Annotated in this window: 20 protein-coding genes; 5 read left to right on the top strand and 15 right to left on the bottom strand. The window is 62.9% G+C overall.

What is annotated here, in order from left to right; all coding sequences use genetic code 11:
- Window positions 1-5 precede the first annotated feature (5 nt).
- A complete protein-coding gene (locus tag AC20117_RS09415; RefSeq protein WP_074699947.1) occupies window positions 6-1,367 on the bottom strand; it encodes an LLM class flavin-dependent oxidoreductase in 1,362 nt (453 codons plus the stop codon).
- A gap of 805 nt (window positions 1,368-2,172) precedes the next feature.
- Here AC20117_RS09415 and AC20117_RS09410 point away from each other — a divergent pair.
- Together AC20117_RS09410 and AC20117_RS09405 are read left to right on the top strand one after the other, a co-directional pair.
- Window positions 2,173-4,203, top strand: coding sequence for a hydantoinase/oxoprolinase family protein (locus AC20117_RS09410; RefSeq protein WP_074699948.1), 2,031 nt, complete (start codon window positions 2,173-2,175; stop codon window positions 4,201-4,203).
- A gap of 11 nt (window positions 4,204-4,214) precedes the next feature.
- Entirely contained in the window at window positions 4,215-6,149 is a 1,935-nt protein-coding gene (locus AC20117_RS09405; protein WP_074699949.1) for a hydantoinase B/oxoprolinase family protein, read from the top strand.
- A 362-nt stretch (window positions 6,150-6,511) separates the two neighbouring features.
- On the opposite strand, the gene AC20117_RS09400 is transcribed toward AC20117_RS09405, so the two are convergent.
- From AC20117_RS09400 to AC20117_RS09360, 9 genes are all read right to left on the bottom strand, one after another.
- A complete protein-coding gene (locus tag AC20117_RS09400; protein WP_074699950.1) occupies window positions 6,512-7,027 on the bottom strand; it encodes a MarR family winged helix-turn-helix transcriptional regulator in 516 nt (171 codons plus the stop codon).
- Window positions 7,028-7,158: 131 nt separating this feature from the next.
- Window positions 7,159-8,151: an aldo/keto reductase gene (locus tag AC20117_RS09395; protein ID WP_074699951.1), complete on the bottom strand. Its 993-nt coding sequence runs from the start codon at window positions 8,149-8,151 to the stop codon at window positions 7,159-7,161.
- A 31-nt stretch (window positions 8,152-8,182) separates the two neighbouring features.
- The gene (locus AC20117_RS09390) at window positions 8,183-9,619 is read right to left on the bottom strand and encodes an aldehyde dehydrogenase family protein (RefSeq protein ID WP_074699952.1); all 1,437 of its coding nucleotides are present in this window, start codon (window positions 9,617-9,619) and stop codon (window positions 8,183-8,185) included.
- 18 nt (window positions 9,620-9,637) lie between these two features.
- Window positions 9,638-10,465, bottom strand: coding sequence for an ABC transporter ATP-binding protein (locus AC20117_RS09385; RefSeq protein WP_074699953.1), 828 nt, complete (start codon window positions 10,463-10,465; stop codon window positions 9,638-9,640).
- On the bottom strand, window positions 10,462-11,286 hold the full coding sequence (locus AC20117_RS09380) for an ABC transporter permease (protein ID WP_211482288.1): 825 nt from the start codon (window positions 11,284-11,286) through the stop codon (window positions 10,462-10,464). Before AC20117_RS09380 ends, AC20117_RS09385 begins: the two co-directional genes overlap by 4 nt.
- A 3-nt stretch (window positions 11,287-11,289) precedes the next feature.
- On the bottom strand, window positions 11,290-12,135 hold the full coding sequence (locus AC20117_RS09375) for an ABC transporter permease (RefSeq protein WP_074699955.1): 846 nt from the start codon (window positions 12,133-12,135) through the stop codon (window positions 11,290-11,292).
- A gap of 25 nt (window positions 12,136-12,160) precedes the next feature.
- Entirely contained in the window at window positions 12,161-13,165 is a 1,005-nt protein-coding gene (locus tag AC20117_RS09370; RefSeq protein WP_074699956.1) for an ABC transporter substrate-binding protein, read from the bottom strand.
- Between the two features lie 51 nt (window positions 13,166-13,216).
- Window positions 13,217-13,549, bottom strand: coding sequence for a DUF4387 domain-containing protein (locus tag AC20117_RS23275; RefSeq protein ID WP_074699957.1), 333 nt, complete (start codon window positions 13,547-13,549; stop codon window positions 13,217-13,219).
- On the bottom strand, window positions 13,546-14,916 hold the full coding sequence (locus AC20117_RS09360; protein ID WP_074699958.1) for an acyclic terpene utilization AtuA family protein: 1,371 nt from the start codon (window positions 14,914-14,916) through the stop codon (window positions 13,546-13,548). The genes AC20117_RS23275 and AC20117_RS09360 overlap by 4 nt, the downstream gene beginning before the upstream one ends.
- Window positions 14,917-15,104: 188 nt before the next feature.
- Between AC20117_RS09360 and AC20117_RS09355 the strand changes: the two genes are divergently transcribed.
- Together AC20117_RS09355 and AC20117_RS09350 are read left to right on the top strand one after the other, a co-directional pair.
- The gene (locus AC20117_RS09355; RefSeq protein ID WP_074699959.1) at window positions 15,105-16,265 is read left to right on the top strand and encodes a flavin reductase; all 1,161 of its coding nucleotides are present in this window, start codon (window positions 15,105-15,107) and stop codon (window positions 16,263-16,265) included.
- 29 nt (window positions 16,266-16,294) lie between these two features.
- Entirely contained in the window at window positions 16,295-17,944 is a 1,650-nt protein-coding gene (locus tag AC20117_RS09350) for a thiamine pyrophosphate-binding protein (protein ID WP_074699960.1), read from the top strand.
- 84 nt (window positions 17,945-18,028) lie between these two features.
- On the opposite strand, the gene AC20117_RS09345 is transcribed toward AC20117_RS09350, so the two are convergent.
- Window positions 18,029-19,192, bottom strand: coding sequence for a cytochrome P450 (locus AC20117_RS09345; protein ID WP_074699961.1), 1,164 nt, complete (start codon window positions 19,190-19,192; stop codon window positions 18,029-18,031).
- A 163-nt stretch (window positions 19,193-19,355) separates the two neighbouring features.
- Window positions 19,356-20,003, bottom strand: a complete 648-nt coding sequence (locus AC20117_RS09340; RefSeq protein WP_074699962.1) for a DNA alkylation repair protein — start codon at window positions 20,001-20,003, stop codon at window positions 19,356-19,358.
- A 77-nt stretch (window positions 20,004-20,080) separates the two neighbouring features.
- On the opposite strand from AC20117_RS09340, the gene AC20117_RS09335 reads away from it, so the two are divergent.
- Entirely contained in the window at window positions 20,081-20,836 is a 756-nt protein-coding gene (locus AC20117_RS09335) for a DUF429 domain-containing protein (RefSeq protein ID WP_074699963.1), read from the top strand.
- 87 nt (window positions 20,837-20,923) lie between these two features.
- Here the strand turns inward: AC20117_RS09335 and AC20117_RS09330 are convergent, their stop codons facing one another.
- The 3 genes from AC20117_RS09330 to AC20117_RS09320 are packed head-to-tail and all read right to left on the bottom strand — an operon-like array spanning window position 20,924 to window position 23,847.
- Window positions 20,924-21,250 carry a 2Fe-2S iron-sulfur cluster-binding protein gene (locus AC20117_RS09330; protein ID WP_074699964.1) on the bottom strand — a complete coding sequence of 109 codons (327 nt, stop codon included), beginning with the start codon at window positions 21,248-21,250 and terminating at the stop codon, window positions 20,924-20,926.
- A gap of 17 nt (window positions 21,251-21,267) precedes the next feature.
- Window positions 21,268-22,623 (bottom strand): MFS transporter, encoded by a 1,356-nt coding sequence (locus tag AC20117_RS09325; protein ID WP_083339638.1) that lies wholly within the window; start codon window positions 22,621-22,623, stop codon window positions 21,268-21,270.
- 24 nt (window positions 22,624-22,647) lie between these two features.
- Entirely contained in the window at window positions 22,648-23,847 is a 1,200-nt protein-coding gene (locus AC20117_RS09320; RefSeq protein WP_074699966.1) for a cytochrome P450, read from the bottom strand.
- Window positions 23,848-23,866 lie beyond the last annotated feature (19 nt).

The following is a 23,866-nucleotide window of genomic DNA, read 5'->3' as shown; positions in this document are numbered from 1 at the left end:
GTGCCTCAGCCAGCGTTCGCCGGCTCTTCGGCACGAACTTTCTGGACATCCCACGCCCCGGGGCGTTCGAGGCCCAGGTGCTCGCGGAGCGTAGTGCCCTCGTACTCATCGCGGTAATATCCGCGTTCCTGCAGTTCCGGAATGAGCAGCTCGCAAATATCGTCAAGCCCGCCGGGAATGTACGGGGAGTTCAGCGAGAAGCCGTCGCATGCACCGGATTCGAACCACTCGATCATTCGGTCCGCGGCTTGGGAGGCCGAGCCGATGACCCAGCCGTGGCCGTGGCCGCGCGCATTTTCAATAATCAGGTCCCGCAAGGTGTAGCCCTGCTCCACGCTCAACCGCATGAAGATTTCCGTACGCTGGCGGCTGCTCCGGGATGATTCGAGGTTGAAGCGCTCGGCAGGAATCTGCTCGTCAAGATCGATGTCGGCCAAGCTCATGTCCAGCCGCTGCTCCATGATCGTGCGTCCGGTGTCCATGTTGACCAGGTTCCCGAGTTCCGCGGCGAGCTCCTGGCCTTCCTTTTCCGTGCGGCCGATGATCGGGACGATGCCGGGCAGGATCTTGACAGCCTCGGGCCGGCGGCCCGCCTGCTGGACCGCGGCCTTGAACTGGTCGTAGAACTTCTGTGACAGCTTCATGTCCGGCTGTGCCGTGTAAATCAGATCCGCGATCGATGCACCCAGCCGCATGCCGTCACCTGATGAGCCAGCCTGCACGAGGACGGGATGCCCCTGAGGCGAACGCCGCATGTTGATGGGGCCGGCAACCTTGTAATGGTCGCCCTGGTGATCGATCCTCCGGATGCGGTCGGGATCGCCCCAGCGGCCGCCTTCACGATCGACGATAACTGCGTCGTCCGACCACGAATCCCATAGCTTGGTGACGACGTCAACGAACTCGGTCGCACGGGCGTACCGGTCGGCCGGGGCCGGCATCTCGTCCATGCCATAGTTCTCGTTGCCCATCGCGGATGTGACAACGTTCCAGCCGGCGCGGCCTCCGCTTAACGAGTCAAGGCCGCTGAACTGGCGCGCCACGTTGTACGGCTCGCTGAAAGTAGTGGAGGCCGTGCCGATCAAACCGATGCGGCTGGTGACTGCAGCCAGTGCGGACAGCGTAGTCAGCGGTTCGTAGTGACCGGCCACTGTGGGATCGACACCGGGCACCTTGCCGGCGGAAACCGTGTCGCCGAAGAAAATGCCGTCGAGCTTGGCAGCCTCTGCCTTCTTGGCCATGTCGACCACGAGGTCCAGATAGCCGAGTCCTTCGGCGCGGCTCCCTTCACGCCGCCAGCTGTCGTAGTGGTACCCGCCGGTGATCATGAACACCGTTAAAGCCAGGTGCTTCTTGTTGTTGGTCATTTGTCCTTCTCTCTTCGCCCTTGAGCAGTGATCGGCAACATTCCAGCGCCGATGCGCAGGACCTTCGAAAATAAGTTGAACAGCACGTCGTCCACATGATGGAGCAAGATCTCACGCGGTCCAGTAACCGCTGCAGACCCGGCTTCTTCCACATATCTGTGTCCGCCGATTGGCCCGTTATGCAAGCCGTCAGGCGGGTGGTCTTTCGTTAAGACCCTCCGATTCGTCGTCGCATGGTGGTGCCGCTTCCGCGAACTCCGCCCGCGGCCTTTAAGTAACATCTGTTATCAAAATCCTGAGTAACAGTTGTTATCGTAGTGATGCAGCGCACTCTTGTCACGCACTTCTTTGAAACACTCCCACTGCAGCCTTTTCATGACGACCCAAAAATTGCCCATTGCATGACGCACGTCATTCTTCTACTGTTGCTAACACTTGTTACGAAGACACTCGCCGAGTGATTTTCTGTTCCCACACACGCCACAAAGGAGTCCAGTGTGAGTCCAAGTTTCGATCCGTGGGCAAAGCCCAAATTTCCCGAGCCCCTGGCCCAAGGACAGGCGGCCCACCCACGGCCTCAGGAAGCGCTCCTAAGCGTTACCCGAGCGCCGGCAGAGGGCACCTGTCCGGAGTGCGGACAGAGCGAGTTGGCGAGCTACCGCACCTTGAGTGAGGGCGGCTGGTGGCACGTAACCAAATGTCAGGAATGTCTGGCCTCTGTCTCGAGGGAACCCGCCGGTCTCTTCGGAAGCTACAAGCCTCTCGGCCTCACGGCCCCCATTCGGTTCGGAAAGGAATCAAGCTAATGTTCGGAGTTGATGTTGGGGGAACTTTCACCGACGTGGTCGCAGTCAAAGACGGAACCGTCCATGTCACCAAGGTTCCCAGCAATCCGCAGAATCCCCAGCTGGCCGTGCTCGAGGGGGCCCGGCGGCTGGGTGTCGAGGGATCGCGGGTCTTCAACCATGCAAGCACCAAGGGCCTGAACGCCGTCCTTACAAGGTCGCTGCCCAAGGTTGGGTTTTTGACCACCGAGGGACATCGCGACATGCTCGATGCTGGTCGCGGCTGGCGGCCTTTTGAAGGCCAGTTGAACCCACACTGGCGGCGCTCCTTCGGCGATGCGGCTGGCAGGCCGCTGGTGCCTCGTTACCTTCGCCGCGGCATTCCCGAGCGAATCCTCTCCAATGGTTCGATCCTGCAACCGCTCGACGAAGATCGTGCCCGTACTCAGCTCGAGGTCTTTAAGCGCTGCGGTGTTGAGGCGGTAGCCATCTGCCTGATCAACTCCTACGTCAACCCGCAGCACGAACAGCGATTGAAGGAACTCGTCCGGGAGGTCCTCGGCCCGATTCCGCTGTCGATTTCCTCAGAGACGTCGCCGCTGTCGAAGGAGTACACACGCGCCTCAACCACGGTCATCGACGTCATGATGAAAATGATGTACGACGACTATGCCGAGCAACTGAGCGACGGTCTGTCTGAGCAGGGCTTCGACGGCCGTCTGAACTTCGCCGACTGCACCGCTTCCCTTGTGCCATGGCAGGAAGCCCTGAGGAATCCTTACCGTATCCTTTTCGCCGGTCCAGCTGCGGGGGCAGCATCATGTGTCCAGCTTGGCAAGGCGACCGGCGACGAGAACCTGATCTGTTGCGACGTCGGCGGCACCTCCACGGACGTGGCCCTGATTCAAAATGGCTCGACATTCACCAACGACTCGTTCGAGATCGAGTTCGACATGGTGATCAGCGCACTGTCGACCGATATCTCAAGCGTCGGGGCAGGCGGCGGTTCAATCGTCTCGATCACGTCCACTGGCGACGTGCAGGTCGGCCCGGAGAGCGCCGGCGCCTACCCGGGCCCCGCCTGCTACGGGCGCGGTGGAACAGCGCCAACGGTCACCGACGCATGCGCATTAATGGGCATCCTCAACCCGAAGGATTTTGCCGGCGGCCAGATCCAGATGGACCTGGACGCTGCCCGGACGGCTTTCGAGAGCTTGGACTCGCCGCTGTCCTTCGAGCAGCGAGTCAACTACGCGTACCGCATAGCCGTCCACAACATCGCGGAGGAAGTGACCAACGTGGCGATCCGCAAGGGTGCGGATCCCCGTGACTTCTCGCTCGTGGCCTATGGATCGGCCGGGCCCATGCTGTTGGCCCCACTGCTGGACATCCTCCAAGTGAAGAGCATTATTGTGCCGCCGAACCCCGGGCTTTTTTCAGCCCTGGGACTGCTTAGCACCGACACCGTCTTCTCGGACAGCCGAACGCGTTACCTGCCCCTCTTCCCCGAGAATGCCGGGGAGATCGACACCATCTTCCAGGAGATGGAGAGCGAACTGCTGGAACGCACCGGCGTGGATCCGGCGAACGTCACCATCAAGCGCAGCTTCGACGGGCGGCTCTTCGGACAGTCCTGGGAAACCCCGTTCGTCGAAGTACCGGCCGGTCCCATCACAGAGGAGACCGTCCCCGCACTGGTGGAAGCCTTCCATCAGGTGTACGAGCGCAGGAACACCCTGAGGTTCCCTGCGATACCGGTGCAGGCCGCCACCTACCGTGTCCAACTGGTGGTCGACTCCGAGCGCTTCGAATACTCCGCAGCGGCCGGCACCGGTGGTGCGCAGCATCCGAAGCCAAAGGCGTTCCGTGCGGTCTCCCACTTCCGCGAAGCCACCGTTGATTCGCCCGTCTACAACCGGGCTGACCTCGGGGTCGGCCAAAGCATCCTCGGCCCCGCCATCATCGAGGAGGACCTGTGCACGACGATGGTCCTCCGGGGGCAAAAAGCCACAGCCGGCAGCTTCGGCGAACTCCGGATCACCCTCGCCTAGGAAGGCCCATCATGACGACCACTACCGATCAGCAGACACAGACACTGAGAATCCGGGATCTTGACGAGGCTGCTTTCCGTGAGCGCTACGCCAGCGACCGGTACACGGCGACGGTGCTGACCAACCGGCTCGAATACCTGCTGGACCACGTATGCGCCAAACTACTGCAATGCGCGTTCTCGCCCATGCTGCGCGACCTGTACGATTTCGGCGCGACAGTGACGGGGCCCCGTCACCTGAACTATCCCACCCCCGTTGTGGGCAAGGGGTTGGCCTGTTTCACCGGTACGATGACCGAGTCCGTGAAGAACACCGTGGAAGAGTACGGCCACGACGCCCTACGGCCGGGCGACGTGATCATCGCCAACGATCCCTACCGCACCGGCACCCACGTCAACGACGTCCTGTTCATCCGGCCTGTCTTCTACAACGGCCAGATCGTCAACTTCATCACCATCAAGGCGCACCAGTTGGACATCGGCGGGTCGGTACCCGGAGGGTTCTCCGCGACGAAGACGAGCATCTACGAGAATGGCCTCGTGATTTCGCCCCGGACTCTGGTGCGCGAAGGACTGCTCGATGTCCAGACCTGGTCGCTAATTATGGACAATGCGCGGTTCGGCGACACCATCGGCGACGACATCAAGACCATCATCTCCTGCTTGGAACTCGGCAACGAACTGATGCTCAAGACGATCGAGCACTACGGCGTCGAAACCATCCATGGAACGACCCGCTTCATGATCGATGCCGACGCCGAGCGGCTAGCGACGGCGCTGCTTGCCCTTCCTGACGGCGAATGGACCGGTGAGGGACTCATCGACGCCGACGGCTTGGACGCTTCGGAGAGCTACCCCGTCAAGGTCACCCTGCGCAAACGCGGTGAACGCCTCGAGGTGGATCTATCCGGCTCCGCACGCCAGACCCGGACCTCAGCCAACAGCACGTACCTGGACACCAAGACGGCAGTCGGCGTGGCTCTCAAGTACTTGCTAGATCCGTCGAACCCGTTTACCTCGGGTCTCTACCGTTCCGTAGATATCGTGATGCCCGACGGAAGCATCGTCAATGCCCTCCCGCCAGATGGCGTCGTGTTCCTGTACGGGGACGCCACCAATGCGATTATCACGGCCATGATGAAGGCTCTGAGCAAGGTGTTGGGTGAGGAAGCAATGGCCGGAGACTATGGCTCACCCAACATCCACACGGGTTTCGGCCTCGATGAGGCCACTGGGCAGGTGTGGGTTTCCAGCGGCGTCGGCGGTGGCGAACGTGGGCCGTGGGGTGCCACGAAGGCCGGAGACGCGGACAGCTACCAACTGTTCTTCCAAGCAAACGGGCTGGATCTCGCAGTAGAAATGAGCGAAGTCGACGCCCCAGTGGCTGTTCTTTCCCGTGAATACGAACCCGACACCCTTGGCGCGGGATACCACCGCGGTGGCGCCGCGATCCTTAAGGACACCATGTGGCTGGCCCCGGCCCAGCACAACATCACTCCGGACCGTGTCCGCGAGGTCACCGGCTTCGGTGTCAACGGCGGGATGTCCGGAACCAACGGCGGTGTGTGGCTCTGGGAAGATGGCGGACAACGCGGTGACCTTGCCGGAGCCACGAAGGTGGCAGGTGTCTTCGACCCGGAGACCGGAGCCGTGAATGGATCTGGAGACTACGCCTACTTTGGGGCTCAAAAGAACTGGCCAACGCCACCAGGCGCCGTCTTCCGATACCTCACCAACGGTGGAGGCGGCTGGGGCGAGCCACTCGATAGGGAACCCGAACGCGTCATCAGGGATGTCCGGGATGGCTACATCACCATTGACTTCGCGGCCGAGCAGTACGGCGTGGTCGTATCAGGGGATCCGGAACTTGACCCCGAAGGCCTCGTCCTGGACGAAGCTGCCACAAACGTGTTGCGCGGACAGATGCGGGAGACGCACCACCGCTGACTTTAGCGGTACGCAAATTCGGTATGAGATCGGATTGGCCCCCACGGTGACGGGCACCCAGTTCACCAGTCGGAAGACTCTGCCCTCCGGCGATACCGCGAGCGGTGTCGCCGGAGGGCAGAGCTGGTGTGTCGAATGGGGGTTGGAAGACAGTCTGGTCCGGCTGAGAGGAAGCCTGGGAAAATCGACGATGCAAGGTTTTTGGGCGAAATCGGATAGGGGCATTCCCTGGCGGGCTGGCTCTTCCCGTTTTCGGTCCACCGTGGCTGGGAAGCGCTGCGGGTTTAGCGGGATGACAGGCGGGAGGCGGGGCACGATTGTGCTCCGCCTCCCTCCTGCACGCTGTACCAGCATCATGCTGGCTATTCTGGGCTGGCACCCGCCTCGTCTTCGTCATCATCCATCAAAGCCTCGGCCTGGTGGTAGAGACGGGCCAGTAGATTCCCGAACGTCGCACGTTCGTCCTCATCGAGAACGGAAAACAACCGCTCGGCCTGCTGGCGCGCACTAGGGTACAGCTCCTCGTAGAGCTTCTCTCCAGCAGGGGTCAGCCGGATCAACTGTCTCCGGTGATTGGTGGGGTCCGGTTCCGACGTGATACGCCCAGCGTCCCGCAGACTCGAAACTGCACGGCTGACGTTCATCGGATGGATCCCGGTCCTCTTGCTGACATCTTGACCGGCCACACCGGGTACGGCATGCGCCATCACCACCACGCGCCATTCGTTCAGTGTCAAAGAATAGCTCTGAGCGTATGTCTGGAAGAACGGCCGGCTGAGCAGTCCGCCGATTCTGGTGAGATTGATGACGTCTTGGAAAACCGGTGAGATTCCTTCCATCACCTCGTCCTCGACCGTCGGCCCGATGTTATTCGCCATGGCGTCCTGTCCTTTCCAAAGAGCGCCCCATCGCTCATTGTTCCACCCATCGTGTGGTCTATTTGAGTGATTCTTTCAGAAAGACACCTGCCACGGGGCCCAGGCCCCGCAGCAGGTGTCGTATCCCTGGTTTACTTCTTGATCATGTCAGGCAGCTTCGACTCGTGCTCGTCCCAGGAGTCGTACAGCTCGGCGATCTGCTGCAGCTGATCGACTCCGTAGCTGCCCATCTCCGCGACGCGGACGTTCTGCTCAACCTGTTCCGGGGTCTGCATTCCCACGAGGACCGTCGAGAGGTCGCGGTTGGACAGTGCAAACCGCAGTGCGGCATCGGCTTTCGAGGTTACGGGACCTTCGACGAGGAAATCGAACTCCCGCGCCTGGTTGAGCCGGCGCAGATAGTCGTCACGGTGCCAGACCTTGCGGGTGTCGTTTTCGGCGAAGACGGTGTCCTCGTCGTACGCTCCGGTCAGCAGGCCCATGGCCAGCGGGCCCCGCGAAATCACTCCTACGCCCTGGTCCTTCATGAAAGGGAAGGCTACGCGAGACGGGTTCTGCGAGAGCAGGTGGTAAGCGATCATCACTGAACCGCATTCGGGATGCTTTGCCGCCTCGATTGCGTCGGGAGTTCCAAAATCGCCGGGCCCTACAGTGACGCCGACTGAACGGATCTTGCCTTCCTGGACCAGCTGGCCCATCTCGGCCCACCACTCCTCGGATGCCAGAATCTCCGGCGGACAATTGTGGGCCTGGTAGAGGTCGATGTAATCGGTGCCGAGCCGGCGCAGGCTACCTTCAATGGCGTCACGGACAAACTGGCCGGAGTAGATACGCGGCTGGCGGCCGCATTCTTCGCGGTATTCCTGCCATTGATAGCCGAATTTGGTGGCAATGTAGACTTTGTCGCGCCTACCCCTGACTGCCTCACCGACCATTTCCTCGGCGTGGCCGAAGCCGTACATGTCAGCCGTGTCAAAGAAGTTGATGCCGTTGTCGAGCGCTGCGTGGAGCGTGCGGACGGAGTCCTTGTCGTCCTGGTCTCCCCAGTCACCGCCGAACTGCATCGTGCCCATCATCAGTGACGAGACTTTCCAGCCGGTTCGTCCGAATTCGCGGTATTCCATATCGTGTTGCCCTTTCTACGTGTCTCAGAAGCTAGAACTTGAAGGTGATGTTTTTGGTGGTGGTGAAGGAGTAGAGCTCGTCGAGATGGCCTTCGCGGCCAATGCCACTGTTCTTGATGCCCCCATAGGGCGTGCCCGGCAACAGGCGGGAAACGGTGTTGACCCAGACGTAGCCCGCCTCGACGTCGCGGGCGAAGCGCTGGGCTGTTCCGTAGTCGTTGGTGAACACGCTGGCTGTCAGACCGTATTCGATGCCGTTGGCGATGCGGACGGCATCGTTGTAGTCCTTGAACTTGATGGCCACCAGGACCGGACCGAAAATTTCTTCCTGGGCGATGCGTGCACCGGGTTCGATCCCGTCGAACATCGTGGGCCGCACAAACAGGCCCTGCTCAAGGGTTGCCACATTCGCCCGTCCACCACCGGCTACGAGCCGGCCCTCTTTCTTACCGAGTTCGATGTAGCTGAGCACTTTCTCGAACTGGGGACGGCTTGCAATGGCTCCGGTGTCGACGGTCTCATCGAGCGGATCGCCCGGGCGGAGAGCCTCGATTTTTGCGGCCACGCGCGCCACGAACTCGTCATGGATTGATTCATGGACCATCAGTCGCGAAGTCGACGCGCAAGACTCGCCCTGCCAGCCGAAGTTCATACCCGTGACCGCGGCCTCTGCGGCCACGTCGAGATCGGCATCGGGGAAGACCACGAGCGGGTTCTTGCCGCCGAGCTCCAGCGTCACGTTCTTGACCCCGGCCCGGGCTGCGCGCTCCTGGATTGCCCGGCCGCCTGCGGCTCCCCCAATGAAGGCGATGCGGCGCACCTGCGGGTGGTCGATGATCGCGTTGCCGGCCTCGTTCGCGAAACCCGTGATCACGTTGACCACGCCGGCCGGGAAAATGTCGTTAAAGTCCTTCGCCAGCTCCAGAGTCGAGAGCGAGGTGTGCTCCGACGGTTTGAGCAGCACCGTATTTCCCGTCACGAGGGCAGGAGCGATCTTCACCGTGGCGTTCATCAGCGGGTGATTGAAGGGAACGATTCTGGCGGTGACGCCAAAGGGCTCGTGGATGGACAGATTCAGGTGGTCGTACTCGTCCGGGACGGTTTCGCCGTGGACCTCGGTTGCGAGGTTGGCTTGGTAGCGCATGAAGGTGCTTGCCATGGTGACAATACGGCGCATGACCCAGATGGGAGTGCCGTTGTCCTTCGCATCCAACTGCGCCAATTCCTCGCCACGTTCCTCGAGTCGGTCGGCCAGCGCATGGACCAGGGTGATGCGTTCCTGTACGCGGGTCCTGCGCCAGGACCTGGCGGCCTCCGCCGAGGATTCGACGGCGGCGTCGACGTCTTCCTTGTCCAGGCGCGGGATGCGTCCGAGGACCTCGCCGGTGGAGGGGCTGATGGAATCAATGTACTGGCCGCTCTTCGCGGTAACGAACTTGCCGCCGATGAGTGTGGGAATGGTTTCCATGGTGATCCTTCGCAGTTACTAGTGGGCTTCGGGCAGGAGGGTGACAGTTTCCTGCTGCTCGGTCCGCCGGATGAGCCGGTAGAGCCGTGAACGGAGTCCGGCGAACTCGTGGCGTTCCTTGGTCGTGATCTGGTCGCGCTGGCTTCCGAGGTCGATCTCGACGATGTCGGCCACCTTTGCAGGACGCCCGGATAGGGCCAGCACGCGGTCAGAGAGGTAAACGGCCTCGTCGATGTCGTGCGTCACCAGGATGACGGTGATTCCACGGTGTTCTTTGATCCGCAGTGTTAGGTCTTCGAGATCGGCGCGGGTCTGGGCATCGACCGAGGCAAACGGCTCGTCCATAATGACGAGAGCGGGTTCGTAGGCCAAAGCGCGGGCGATCGCCACGCGCTGCTGCATGCCCCCGGACAGCTCCCAGGGGTACAGGTCTGCGGCGGCGGCGAGGCCGACCTCCTCAAGCGCGGCCACTGCTTTCGCCTCGCGCTCCCGCTTCCCGATTCCCGCGCTCTTCAGCGGCAGGGCGATGTTCTCTTTAGCGCTGAGCCACGGCATCAGCGAGCGGGAGTAGTCCTGGAAGACAACGGCCAGCCCTGCTGGAGGGCTGGTGATTTCGGCGCCCTTGAATCGTATCTGCCCGGCCGTCGGCCGACGGAGCCCGGCGAGGCACTGCAGCAGCGTCGTCTTGCCGGCGCCTGAAGGGCCGACAATGCAGACGAATTCGCCGGACGCTGCAGTGAAGTTGATGTCCTGAAGGATCTGAGTCTCCCCATAGGCGAAGGAGAACCCATCGATCTCCAGGATCGGTTGTCCGCCCCGGGCATCGGTATTCGTGGTGGTGGTCATGACTCTCCTTGAACGTGCTTCACCATGCGCTTGTGCCAGCGCAGGACGCGGCCCTCCAGCAAGCGGAAGACAACATTAAGTAGGTATCCGAACAGGCCAAGGATGACGAGACCTGTCCACATGTCGACGATCCGGAACGTCTGTTGCGCGTTGCGGATGAAGTAGCCGATGCCGCCGGGGGTGCCGTACATCTCGACGGCAACCATGACTGCCACCGCGATCGCCAGTGCAATACGTGCTCCGGAGAAGATCTGCGGCATCGCCGCAGGCAGGTAAACATTGCGGAAACGGTCCATCGGCGTGATCCGGAACGAGGCCATGACGCTGCGCAGGGCCGGGTCGACGGATCTGACTCCCTCGATGGTGTTGAGCACGATTGGCCACATCGAGATAAAGACGATCATCACGAGCTTCATCGACTCGCCGGTACCGAAGAACATCATGGCGATGGGCAGCAGAGCCACACCGGGTATGGCTCGCGCCGTTTCCGTCAGAGGCCGAACCGCCACCTCTGCGGGCTTCGCCAGGCCCAGCAGAACCCCCAGGAGGATACCTAGGAGGACAGCAATCACGAAGCCTAGGGCAAGGCGCGCGAGGCTTGGCCCCAGTTCAGTCACCAGCCCGTCCGGGAACCATATCTGCGACGTCTTCTTGAACACCTCCTCGGCGGGCGGGAAGTAGAACGAGGTGCTTTGTGCACTGAGCACCCAGATGACGGCCAGAACGACCAAGGGGAGCCAAGCCTGCCAGAGCAGCGATTGCCACCAGGGCCTGCGCTGCGAACGGCGGGCAGCCACGGCCTGTGGTGATTGGAGTGCCACGCTTCACTGCTCCTTTCGCATAGAGGGGTGCCACCACAGCAGCTTGCGCTGCAGGAGCATCAGGACGGCGTTGATGGCGAGGCCTATCAACGCGGCGGCGATTACGTAGGCGAACATCGTGACCTGTTCGTTGACCAGCAGGGAATCCTGGATCGCGCGTCCGATCCCGGGCGCGCCGCCGATTAGTTCGGCACCCACCGTCACGAGCAGCGAGGCAGTGACGGCCATCCGCACTCCCGGCCAGAAGAATGCCAGGAACTCCGGTGCCAGCACGTAGCGGATCCGGTCCCCCAGCGTGAGCCGGAAGGACTGTGCCACGCGCGACAGCACAGGGTCGGAGTGCTCGGCTGAGTACATCGCCTGAATGAGGACCGGCCACACGGCCGTGAACGTCGCGACCATGACCACCATGCCGTTCGAAGGCCCCAGCAGGAGAAGGGCCAGAGGGATGATAGCTAGGGACGGGATAGTCCGCAGAAAATCAATCAGGAATTTGCCGCTGTCTGCCGCCCGCCGGGACCGGCCGATCAGCATCCCCAACGGAATGCCGATGACCAGGCTGAGCAGCAACGCTACCGACCAACTGAACAGTGTCGAGCCGATGGTGGTCCAGAAGGAGGCCGTAACGAGCAGTTCGGCGAAGCGTACGAAACTCTCCAGGGGTGCGGGCATGGCCGCCTTTTGGGCAATATCGGTCAGTGAAAACATGTGCCAGAGAACCAATGCGGCGATCACTGCGCCGACCTGCGAGGCCAGTTCCCGCCCCCAGGTCCTGCGGGCCGGACGCGCCCGCACCGGGACGGAGACCTGCTGTCCCGATGCGGCTAGTGGCGTTGCTTGGTGAGTCATATTCGCTCCTCCGGGTAGCGCGGGATTACTTCACGGGGAATAGCGCCTCGAGGTCGGGTGCGCTGTCCTTCGGCAGGATGCCGTTTACCTTCAGCCGCTCGATAACCGGTTCAGCTGCGGCCGGTTCGAAAGGTACCTCGGAGAAGTTGGGAAGCACCGTTTCCCCGATAATTTCCTTGGGGAGTTCCATGAAGGAAGCCAGCGTTTCCTCGACGGCGGCGCGATCGTTGTTGGCCATGGTGTTGGCCTCGATCATGGCCTCTTGGAAACGCTGGGCACGCTCCGGGTCCTCCTGCAGGTAGGACTCCTGCGCAGCGAGTACGAACATCGGGGCACCGGGCATTGCCGCGTCCGCGGAGCCGATCATTTTTACGCCGCCGCCTTGCATGGCGGCGGTGCCGCCGGGCTCAGCGATGGTGATGGCGTCGTACTGGCCCTGCTTGAGGCCGGCCACCGCCTGCTGTGTTGGAACGGCAATCCATTCGATGCCCGAGGTGTCTACACCTTTGGACTCAAGGTAGGTCGTGGTGTCAAGCTGCGCCTGCCCATTGATGCTGTTTGTCCCGATCTTCTTGCCCTCAAGGTCTTTCAGTCCATTGATACCCGAGTCCTCGGCAACCATCAGGTTCGCGAAGCCCTTGCCGTCAGGTTCGGATTCGGCGTTGACGCCGTTGGGTGCGCCGACCGCGATCGGCATGCCTTCTTCCGTGGCGATGATGGTGTTGTGCAGGTCGGCAAAGATGTACTGCGCCTGGCCATTCATCAGCAGCGGCATCATTTCAGCCATGGACGTGCCCGGCTGGAGGGTGACGTCGAACCCATGCTTCTCGAAGATTCCTTCCTCAACGCCCAGATACATGGGTGTGGCAAAGGACGACGGCGGAATGCTGATGGTAACGGCGGTCATTTCGCCTTCCGGCGCCGCGGCGGCAGTTTCAGAAGATGAAGATGTGCTTCCGCCGCAACCGGCCAGCGCGAGGGCGGCCAGGGCAGCGGGAATGGCAAAAATGCGTGACTTCGTGCGGTGCATGGTGGACCTTCCTGAAAAACCCGCGTCGTTGCGGGAGCGAATTGTGGATTGTTATGGGATGGAATGCACAGGTGGGACCTCAAGGTCCACAAGCGGAGCGAATTGCTGGCCGCCGAAGAGGTCCGTGTCCTCGGGATGGCCGTTGGGACGGAACCTGGGAAAGCTGATCTTGATGGCTTTGGCCGGGGCGTAGTTGTAGATCTCCACCTTGTCCGGATCCATCCCAAACAACCTGCTGATGGTGGCCTGATCGATGATCCCGGAGGACACGACGCGGTCGTAGGTTTCGGTGTCGGGAAGCATCACGTCAACGGTCAGCTTCCACGGTCCGGCGTTCTTGCTCCGGATGAGTTTTGCCAGGGAACCAAGGGTCGCCATGGTCATACCTCCTTGAATTCGATGTCGTAAAACTCCAGCGGGTCGTCCAGTTCGACCACATGGTTCAGAACGAAGGAATAGGACGGGCCAAGTTCGATTTCGTGCGGCGCCTCGGGGAACGCCAGGTTGGATACCAATCCATGCCACTGCGGCACCGGGAAGTGCAGAATGGTGTGGCTGATGGTGGCCATGGCGCTGTTGGCCAGTTCCTGGGTCGGCGCGACGGTGACCATGAAGATGCCGATCTCGTGGTCGTTGTCGAACTTGCGTGTTTCCCTGTCTCCCAGGACGCCGTTGCGGCCATAGATGCGGAATGTTGTCTTGCATAGATCGGCCCGCTCGTCTCCGAGCGCCCGGCGCATGGTGTAGTCCGCTCCGGCTTTTGCATTTTCGAACCACTCGTCAAAGTTGCGCAGGATCACCGGGTCGGTGACACCGCCGATAACGGCAGACCGATAGCCCTGGAGGGCGGCTCCCTCAAGCTTGACGGTATACGCATCGGCCGGCTGGAACCGGCTGCCACTGACCTTGACGCTCCGGTCGGTGTGGGCCTCATACCTGACCCCGTCCAGCAGCATCGTGCCGCCGGGCTCCTGCATTTCTACGGGGTTCGCCGTCTCATAGAGGGCGTGGGATGCGACGCTTGTGGGGGTGCACTGCTGTTCGGGGCTGACTGGCTCCAGGATGAAGTAGTCGTCGTCGAAAGTGCAGATCATCCCTTCGGGCTTTGTCATCTGGGTGACGGCTGCCCCGCCGCATTCGGCGATCTTCGCAGCATGCCACGCCAGACCGGCGTCGACGCCCTTCATCAAGGGGATTGCGGCCATTAGGGCTGCGTCGCTGGCGCGGCCGGCAAGGACGACGTCGGCGCCGCCTTCCAACGCCTTCTGAAATGGTTCGGCGCCCATCATCGCCACAATACGGTGGGTGTCCCGGAAGGTGTCTTCCGTGATCTCAGGTGCGGGATCGAGCTCCCGGATGCGGCCGTCGCGGAGTTTCCCGATCAAGACCTCCCTGTCGGGTTCAGCGGGAATCAGGGCAGCGGTGAAGCTCAGCCCCTCTTCCCGGGCCACTTCCTCGACGATCTCCCACATCCAATTGAGATTCCAGTTTCCGCCTGACCCGCCGCAGGATCCAACCAGCAGCGGAATGTCCTTGCGCCGGGTCTCGATCAGGAGCAGCCGAAGATCGCGCTTGACCGCGTCACGGGAGAAGAAGAACTTGTCTTCACCGAGATTGTTGGCGCCGCCGTCGGTAGAACCGGAATCGACAGCCACAAAATCCAAGGGACGCTCCCGTACGGCGGTCTCGAAATACTCGGGCGTGAAACCGCCACCGAGCATCCCCACCGGAGAGAGGTAACTAACTGTCATTGCTGTACCTGACCTTTGAATCAGAAGAATGCGGAGAATCACGGTCCATCGACCGTCTCAGTAACGAGTGTTACATTACGGATGGAATGTGACCAAGGCAATAGTTTTTCATTAACAAATGTTTGTGACCTTGCTACTGTCTTTCCAAGCGGCGCTCGCGCCGGACCCGCTACTTCAGGAGAAACACTATGAAAACCACCGATCTGCAGGCTGGAGAAAGTCCTCAACAGCTGGTTGACCAGACCTTGTTCCGGGATGTGGCGGGACACTTCGCCACCGGAGTTACGGTCATCACGACGACGAACGAGGGGCTTCCAACCGGAACCACGGCATCGGCGGTGGCTTCCCTCTCGATGGACCCTCCAATGATGCTGGTTTGTCTCAACCGGTCCAGCGCCACGCACGATCAGATTGCGGCGTCGGGAGTTTTCGGCGTAAACATCCTCGCCCAGGACCAGGGGGACACCGCCTCGGCGTTCGCCCGCAAAGGCACCGACAAGTTCGCCGGCATCCCCTGGGCCCCGGCAGGGAACGGTGTACCGCTGATCGAGGGGTCTCTGGCTACCATCGCCTGCCGCGTGGCTGAAACGACTGTAGGCGGAACCCACACGGTGTTCATGGGCGAGGTCGTCGACGCTGCCGCGTTTCCCGGAGAACCACTGACCTACTATCGGGGGACCTTCGGACGCTTTGAGCACGGCGCGGTCGAGAAAGCATACAAGTCGCTGCGGCAGCACGTCCTCCAACGGAAGACGCCCTTATCGGCCCCATTGGACCCCCAGGTGCTGGCGGAGCAGTTGCGCAGCCGGCCGGAGTACATTCGGCAAGGAATGGTGCGGCTCGAATCCGAAGGGCTTGTCACGCGAACCGCGGACGGTTCGGTGCTGGTCGCCCCCATCACCGCCGAACTCGCGCAGGGCTTCTTCGCCGCCCAAGCGGCAATCGAAGCCGGCGTAATAGACACGTACCTGCCGCACGCACGCGAGGAGCAGATCGAGGAGCTCCGGGTGGCGAGGGCAGCTCTCACCGCCGTTGTCGGCACCCAGGCATCGGCGGACCTAGCCGGATACCTGGATGCAGTCAGGCTCTTCCATCGCCGATTGATCGGGCTCTCTCCCTCCGTACAACTGTTGGGGGCATATGAAGAGCTGTCCACGGCCGCACTGTGGTTCAGCATCCTGCCGGAGGGGGCGCGGACCGAAATGCTGGACCATGGCAACCTGATCGAGTTGGCGGACGCAGTAGTCGCCCGAGACTCCACGGCTGCCCGCGCGGCCGTCCGGCGCCATCTGGACGTTGTCGCCGGAATAGCTGCCGACGCCATAACGGCCTGTGGCGGGACCGTCTAAACAAACCTCTGACTTTCAAGGACTGATTCATGATTACTGTCTCCGAAGCCGTCGCCGGCGCTGTCGTCGAACACACCACCGAAGTATTCGCCCTCATGGGTAACGGCAACGCCTACTTCACCGATGCCCTGGCGCGGGGCGGCCGGGTCCGCATGACCGGGCTGCGCCATGAGGCGGCAACCGTTGCCTCCGCCGATGCCTACTATCGGGTCAGCCGGCGCATCGCAGTCGCCACAACCACTTATGGTCCCGGTTACACCAATGCCCTGACACCGCTCGCCGAGGCGGTCTGTTCGCGCACCCCGCTAGTGTTTGTCGTCGGTGGAGAACCCACTACCGGGCCCCGGCCATGGGACGTCGACCAGGTCGCCCTCGCCCAAGGAGTCGGCGCACGCACCTTGACCGTCGACACGAAGACACCAGCAGCAACCACACGCGAAGCCTTCCGTCTGGCCCAAGCCGAACGCCTTCCCGTGGTCCTCTTCATTCCTTATGACACCGCCGCAGCGCCAGCAGCCGACGAGCACACACCCTCAACGGCGCCGTCGACTGTCAGCGCTGAACCGCTGGACCAGCGGGCCATCGCGAAAGCGGCAGGCTTGCTCTCCGGCGCCCATCGGCCGCTGATCCTCGCCGGGCGCGGCGCCCGAGATGCGGCCGCGTATCTGGGTGGACTTGCCGATCGCATCGGCGCGTTGACTACTACGTCAGCCCCTGCCCGGGGAACCTTCGCCGGCCGGGGCTTCGACCTCGGTGTCTGCGGCGGCTTCGCATCGGAGGACACCTCCAAACTTATAAGGCAGGCCGACGTCGTGCTCGCCGTCGGCGTCGGACTGAACCAATTCACCACCGCATTCGGAACACAGTTCTCCCCCGAAGCCACGCTTATCCAGATCGATGTGCTTCCCGAAAAGACCAACCCCATGGTCGACGTTTACATCCGCGGCGACGCCAGCGAAGCCGCCTCTGTGCTGCTCGAACTACTCACCAACCACACTCCACCCGCGCGCCCTTGGGAAGGAATCGCCGAAGATGCCCGCGGCTCCCGACTGAATTTCAGCCGCGACCCCGGCACGGGCCAGGCCCCCGACGGACGTCTCGACCCTCGGACAGCCATGGAGCACCTGAACCGCATCCTCCCGGCCAATCGGCAGATCGTCTCGGACGGAGGACATTTCATTGGCTGGACCAGTTACTACTTCGATTTGCCGGCACCCGACAGCCTCACCATGGTCGGCACCCAGTACCAGTCCATAGGCCTCGGCCTGCCCTCGGCCCCCGGCGCCGCACTCGCCCGTCCCGACGCCACCACCATAGTTGCCACCGGAGACGGCGGTGGACTCATGGGACTTCCTGACTTGGATTCCCTTGTCCGCACTGCCAAGAGCGCCGTCGTTCTCGTCTTCAACGACGCCTGTTATGGTGCGGAGATCCACCAGTACGGATCCCAGGGCCTGGACCAGAAGATCATGGAAATCGATCAAGTGGATTTCGCCAAGCTGGCTGAAGGCTTCGGTGCCACCGGCCTCGTGGCCCATACCATGGACGACCTCGACGCTGTCCAGCACTGGGTGGACGAAGGTGCACGCGGCACCCTCGTCGTCGACCTTCGCATTTCCCGAAACGTGATCGCGCCGTACATTCTCGAAATCATCGAACTGACCCTCAAGAAAAAATAGTGGGACAGCAGCAGGCGTCGCCGGGCCGCCGGAACGACCTCGACACGGACAACATCGCAAGTTTGTCGAGTGTTCGTCTGGCGCTCACGCCTGCTGCCAGGTGACCGGGAGCTGCTTCGGGCCGAACACGATAGTGCTGTCCACCCGTTCCAGCGGTGGCTCCGCCAACACGCTGATTCCAGGCAAACGGGCGAGCACGGCCTGCAGGGCGATTCGCGCCTCCAGCCGGGCAAGTGGTGCGCCGAGGCAAAAGTGGACGCCTTGGCCGAAGGCGAGGTGGTGGAATGGCGGTCGGTCGACGTCGTACTCTTCAGCCCTTTCGAACTGCCGCGGGTCGCGGTTTGCCGAACCGATCCAGGCGATGAGCACCGAGCCTGCCGGAATGCTCTGGTCCCCCAGCATGGTCTCGGCGGCAGCTGCCCGATACATGGCCTGGACCGGAGAGCGGTAGCGCAGCACTTCCTCGATCGCGTGCGGCAGCAGTTCCGGTTCGGCCAGCAGCCGCTCGACAGTGCCGGGATGTTCGGTGAAGGTCAGCACAGCATTGCCGATCAGGTTGGTGGTCGTTTCGTTGCCGGCCACCAGCAGCAGGGCGCAGAAGCCGAGCAGTTCGGGAACGGTCAGTTGCTGCCCGTCGATCTCGGCAGCCAGCAATGCGCTGATCAGGTCGTGTCCCGGGGTTCGCCGTCGCTGTTCGATCATGCTCAGGAAATATTCGATCATCTCACCGTGGAGTGCATGCCCGGATTCCCCCTGATCACCCGTGACCGTGCTGACGATCGCGTCTGACCACAGCTTGAAACGGTCTCGGTCTTCGGCCGGTATGCCCATCAGTTCCGCGATCACGATTACCGGCAGCGGGTAAGCGAGCTCCTTGACCAGATCGGCCGTGCCAGCCGGGGCGAACGCGTCCAGCAGTTCCTCGGTTATCTCCGCGATGCGCGGGGCCAGCGCATCCACCGCCTTGGGCGTGAACGCCTGGCTGACCAGCGAGCGCAACTGCCGGTGCCGTGGCGGATCGGTGTTGATCAGGCTGGCCGCGAACAGGCGGCCCGTTTCCGACTGATCATCATCGGGCCGTTGGGAGGAAAACGTGGCGTGCTCGGACAGGACGCGGTGGACGTCGTCGTACTTGAAAACTTGCCACATGCCGGTCTGCTCATCGTGGAAGACCGGCGCGGTTTCGCGCATCGCTTCGTAGTGGGGGTAGGGGTTCATCGACTGCTCAAGGGCCCGAACGTGCTCCATGGCTGGCCTTCCTGCTCAGCCCGGCAATCTTTCGGCCTGCCCCCGGCCGAAGCACCGGGACGGGCCGGCCTTCCGGCCCGATGAGGCCTGATCTTATACCCGCTGCCGCTTCGGTTCCACCAAAAATGTGACCCTGCCCAGGCTGGAGTACCGCGGCAAGCGGCTACGGCGGCAGCTGCAGCTCCGGCCGGGTTTTCGCCACCTCGGCCAGCACCAGGGCGACAGCTTCGCGGACGACGTCGCCCTCCGCCCCGGCACCCTCGGACTGTTCCAGCAGGATCTTCGCGCGCCGGACGAACCTGTCCCAGTCACCTCCTCCTTTCCGGAGCGCCCGCAGCGGCGAGAGCACGACGGCGCGACGCAACCACACGTCGTCGTCCTCCGCCCAGCGGTCCAACACCGCGTCCGCGCGGACACGTAGCGGGGCGTCCAGCCTCTCGACCATGGGCCCGACGACGTCCACGGCCAGCGGATCGACCAGGGCACGCAATCGCGCCGAGCGCACAAAGCCCTCCAACCGCGTCAGGTCGGAATTGTCCAGCAGGCGGAGGTTGGATTGCAGCAGAACGACGGCGGCAAGGCGGCGCTCAAACACCGGCACCGCCCACAGCTCGGAGCTCAGCGCGGTGATCTCGTCGTGCGACAGCTTCGGGTACCGCCGGCCGGCGTCGCGGATCGTTCCGCGCACCGCCCCGACCGACGCCCCGTAGTAACTCAGGCCGTTGCCCAGCTGCGCTTCCCAAGCCTCGGCCCGTTCCCACGACGATTCACGCTGGAGCGCGGCGTCCACGAACTCAGCGGCGTCACTCACTCAAGCGTCCTCCCCCTGGCTGTGGATCCATCACCCCGGCCCGAACTTCTTCAACGGGCCACCAATAGAGTAGGTGCATGAAGACCCTCGGCATCGATCTTGCCGCAGACCCGAAGAAAACCGCGGCTGCCGTCCTCGACTGGACGCCGGATGCCGCACGGCTGACCCATTTGTCCCTCGGCGTTACCGACGAGGATATCGTCGCCCTCTTCGCGGGCGCGGATGCCACCGGGATTGATTGCCCGGTCGGCTGGCCGCAAGCGTTGCGGCCTTTTCTCAGCGGCCACCTGAACCGCGACGCGGATGCCGTACTCCAGCACGACGGCATCGCTGGCCGCCGCCTGCTGGCCTATCGGGACTGCGACAGGTTCGTCACGAGCATCACCGGCCTGATTCCGTTGAGCGTTTCGGCGGACCGCCTGGCCCATCCCGCTATGCGCTGCGCGGTCATCCAGGCCAAGATCGCCAAGGAACACGGCTACCAACCTCTTGATGGATCCGGCCGGCTCATGGAGGTTTATCCGGCGGCTTCGCTCAAGCTGTGGCACATCGAAGCGCGGAAGTACAAGGGCAAGGGAACGCCCGAATCAGAAGTCCGTCACCTCATTCTGAACCAGCTGGAAGACATGGCACCGTGGCTCAAACTCGGACCGCATCGGGATGCCTTGGTTGCGTCCGATGACCTGCTGGATTCCCTCATCGCATCGCTGACAACCCGCGCCACCCGCATTGGAGCAACGCTTCAACCGGGCGACGAACACCTCGAAGCTGCCCGCCAGGAAGGATGGATCCATCTGCCCAGCGGCCCGCTCGCGGACCTGCTGGCCGGCTGAAAGACAATGGCAGCGAAAGTACGACGGCGAGCGCTCACCTAGGTGGGCGCTCGCCGTCGTCGTTCCCTCTCCTTACTTATGCGAGGGTCAGGTCTGGTTGTCCGGCACGTCGACGGCAATTTCTTCCAGCTCCGGCCCTACCTGGATCTGGCAGCCCAGCCGGGACCGGGAGTCGTCACGCGGTTCGGCGGTGCACTCCAGCATCTCGTCCTCGTCGGCGCTTACCTCAGGCAAGCCGTCCAGATACTCGGGGCGGACGTAGACGTGGCAGGTGGCGCACATCGCCTGGCCGCCGCATTCACCGACGATGCCGGCGACGCCGTTGGTCACGGCCGCGCGCATCAGCGAAGTGCCCGGGTCGACGTCGAGCACATCAACCGAACCGTCACCGTGGTTGAAGGTAACTTTTGCCATGATTTTCTCCTCTACTCTCAGCGCTGCGCGGGCTCTACGGTGCCGGAATGATCCGGGCTGGTTGCCTCGTCCTCGGACAGGCTCCGGCGGTTCGACTCGGGCATGAAGGCCACGGTAACCAGGCTGACCAGGGCGATGACGGACAGGTAGATGATGACCGGGAGGGTGGACTCCCCGCCGACGTACAGGTTGGCCAGCACGATCGGGGTGAAGCCTGCGCCCAGGAGCGTGGCGATCTGGTAGCCCATGGAAGCGCCGGTGTAGCGGGACGAGGTGCCGAACCGCTCTGCGATGAAGGCCGCCATCGGTCCGTAGAGGACGGTCTGCGTCACGATGCCCAGGGTGAAGGCGAGGAAGATCAGTCCGAGGTTCCCACTGGACAGCAGTCCGAAGACGGCGGGCAGGACGAGGATGAAGAGGATGTTGCCCGCGATCATCAGCGGTTTGCGTCCCAGCCGGTCCGAGAGCTTGCCCATCAGCAAGGTGGTGGCGATGCTGATGATTCCGGCGCCGGCGAAGGCCAGCATGACCTGGGAGCGCGGCACGCCGGTGGCCACAGTGTAGGAAATGGCGAAGGTGGAGAGCAGGGTCTGCAGCGCGAACGCGGAGGTGGCGGCGAGAATGACCGTCACGAGCAGGCCTGGGCGGCGCAGCACCTGCAGCAACGGGACGGTCCGCCGGGTGTCCTTGGCGAGGGCGGCTTTCTCGTCCAGCTTGGCCATGGCCTGCTCGAAGACCGGGCTCTCCGAAACCCGGGAGCGGACATACAGGCCAACGAGCAGCAGCACGAAGGAGAGCAGGAACGGCACCCGCCAGCCCCAGGACAGGAATGCTTCCTGCGGCAGGGCCGAGAAGGCGCTCATAACCAGCAGTCCAAGGACGGAGCCGGTCGGCGCCCCGGCGTTGGTGAACGACGCCGCAAAGCCGCGGGTCTTCGGATCAGCATGCTCCAACGCCATCAACGCGGCGCCGCCCCACTCGCCGCCGATCGCGATTCCCTGGATCACGCGCAGCAGCACCAGCAGCACAGCGGCCCAGGCGCCGATCAGGTCCGGGCTCGGCACCAGGCCGATGGCGGTGGAGGCCAGTCCCATGATGAGCATGGAGAGGACCAGCAGCTTCTTGCGGCCCACGCGGTCGCCGAAGTGCCCGAACACAATTCCGCCCAGCGGACGGGCGACGTAGCCGGCCGCGAAGGTTCCATAGGCGGCAACGACGCCGGCCCACGGTTCAAGCCCGGAGAAGAAGACCGGCCCGAAGACAACGGCGGAAGCGGTCGCGTAGAGCAGGAAGTCGTAGAACTCGATCGTGGTGCCCAGATAGCTGGAAAAGATGACACGACGACGGTCGCGGATGGTTGGTGAAGACATCATCGTCCTTCGGATAGGGAGGGTTGATTACCAAATGACAGGGAGACTGGTCATGCCGCGGAAGACCCAGCCGCCCCAGGTCTCTGCGCGCTCCTGGTCCCGGCGGAGTCCCGGCAGCTCCCGGTACAGCATCGGCACCGCGATCTCGCCGATGGCTTTCTGTGCGGCCCATTTTCCGGCGCACTGATGCACTCCGCTGCCGAAGGCCAGGTTGGTTCCGCCGGCCCGGTTGATGTCGAAGTCATCGGGGTTCTGGAACCGGCCGGCGTCCCGGTTGGCGGATGCCAGAATCATGCCGATCTGTGTACCGCCCGGGATAGTGACACCCTGGAGTTCGACGTCGGACGTTGTCTGGCGGGTGATCATCCCGATCGGCGAGAAGTAGCGCACCGCCTCGGTGAAGACCTGCTTCCACAGCTCGGGCTGTGCCAGCACCTCCGCCTTCTGCTCCGGGGCGCTTTCGAGCAGCCACACCATGTTGGTGATCATGTGCTGCGGTTCGTTCATGCCGCCGGAGATGGTGAGCTTGACGTTGTTGCGGACCTGTTCCTCGTCCATCCCGCCTTCGAGCAGCATGGAGGTGATCGAGGGATCCGGCTGACGGCGCAGGCGGGCAATGGTTTCGTCCAGCGCGGCATCGCATTCCTGGCGGGAACGTTCGCACCTGTCCCAGATGTCCTGCCGGTCCAGCACGTTTCCGGTTCCGGCAATGAAGTCGGTGGACCAACGGGCCAGATCCAGCGGGTCCACCTGGGGCATGCCCACCATGTCGCACAGGTTCTTCGCGGCCACGGGGACGGCGTAGTCGGTGTTCAGATCCGCGGCCCCATTGCCGGAAGAGATCATGCGCTCGAGGTACTGCCGGGCGTTGGCTTCAAACCGCTCCGTCCAGACCTCCATGATCTGCTTGGGCCGCAACGCCCGGTTCATCGGCGCCCGCTCCGCCGCGTGCTCCGGATCGTCCTTGCGGATCAGCGGCCGACCGCCTATGGCCCGGACCAGTGTTCCGCCGGCGATGCTGGAGGAGAAGATCTCGGGATGCTGCTCACCGAAAGAGCATCCCTCGAACGTTGAGATGAGGACCTTCTTGACCGCGGGCGACCATGCGACCGGCGCCTCCTGCCGCAAGCGCTCATAACTGGGGTACGGATCGCGGGCCAGCTCGGCCGGATCCAGCCAATCAACACTGGGCAGGTCCAGCGACGTCGTCGCAGGGGTGATGGTCATGTCCGGCCTTTCGGAAGGG

The organism is Arthrobacter crystallopoietes (assembly GCF_002849715.1).
Classification (GTDB): Bacteria; Actinomycetota; Actinomycetes; order Actinomycetales; family Micrococcaceae; genus Crystallibacter; species Crystallibacter crystallopoietes.
The sequence above is the reverse complement of the archived record's forward strand: the minus strand, read 5'-3'. Positions and strand labels throughout refer to the sequence as shown.

Bases quoted from the DNA above. Each gene is read 5' to 3' on its own strand.
- AC20117_RS09415 (WP_074699947.1), bottom strand. From the start codon at position 1,367: ATGACCAACAACAAGAAGCACCTGGCTTTAACGGTGTTCATGATCACC.
- AC20117_RS09410 (WP_074699948.1), top strand. From the start codon at position 2,173: ATGTTCGGAGTTGATGTTGGGGGAACTTTCACCGACGTGGTCGCAGTC.
- AC20117_RS09405 (WP_074699949.1), top strand. From the start codon at position 4,215: ATGACGACCACTACCGATCAGCAGACACAGACACTGAGAATCCGGGAT.
- AC20117_RS09400 (WP_074699950.1), bottom strand. From the start codon at position 7,027: ATGGCGAATAACATCGGGCCGACGGTCGAGGACGAGGTGATGGAAGGA.
- AC20117_RS09395 (WP_074699951.1), bottom strand. From the start codon at position 8,151: ATGGAATACCGCGAATTCGGACGAACCGGCTGGAAAGTCTCGTCACTG.
- AC20117_RS09390 (WP_074699952.1), bottom strand. From the start codon at position 9,619: ATGGAAACCATTCCCACACTCATCGGCGGCAAGTTCGTTACCGCGAAG.
- AC20117_RS09385 (WP_074699953.1), bottom strand. From the start codon at position 10,465: ATGACCACCACCACGAATACCGATGCCCGGGGCGGACAACCGATCCTG.
- AC20117_RS09375 (WP_074699955.1), bottom strand. From the start codon at position 12,135: ATGACTCACCAAGCAACGCCACTAGCCGCATCGGGACAGCAGGTCTCC.
- AC20117_RS09370 (WP_074699956.1), bottom strand. From the start codon at position 13,165: ATGCACCGCACGAAGTCACGCATTTTTGCCATTCCCGCTGCCCTGGCC.
- AC20117_RS23275 (WP_074699957.1), bottom strand. From the start codon at position 13,549: ATGACCATGGCGACCCTTGGTTCCCTGGCAAAACTCATCCGGAGCAAG.
- AC20117_RS09360 (WP_074699958.1), bottom strand. From the start codon at position 14,916: ATGACAGTTAGTTACCTCTCTCCGGTGGGGATGCTCGGTGGCGGTTTC.
- AC20117_RS09355 (WP_074699959.1), top strand. From the start codon at position 15,105: ATGAAAACCACCGATCTGCAGGCTGGAGAAAGTCCTCAACAGCTGGTT.
- AC20117_RS09350 (WP_074699960.1), top strand. From the start codon at position 16,295: ATGATTACTGTCTCCGAAGCCGTCGCCGGCGCTGTCGTCGAACACACC.
- AC20117_RS09345 (WP_074699961.1), bottom strand. From the start codon at position 19,192: ATGGAGCACGTTCGGGCCCTTGAGCAGTCGATGAACCCCTACCCCCAC.
- AC20117_RS09335 (WP_074699963.1), top strand. From the start codon at position 20,081: ATGAAGACCCTCGGCATCGATCTTGCCGCAGACCCGAAGAAAACCGCG.
- AC20117_RS09330 (WP_074699964.1), bottom strand. From the start codon at position 21,250: ATGGCAAAAGTTACCTTCAACCACGGTGACGGTTCGGTTGATGTGCTC.
- AC20117_RS09325 (WP_083339638.1), bottom strand. From the start codon at position 22,623: ATGATGTCTTCACCAACCATCCGCGACCGTCGTCGTGTCATCTTTTCC.
- AC20117_RS09320 (WP_074699966.1), bottom strand. From the start codon at position 23,847: ATGACCATCACCCCTGCGACGACGTCGCTGGACCTGCCCAGTGTTGAT.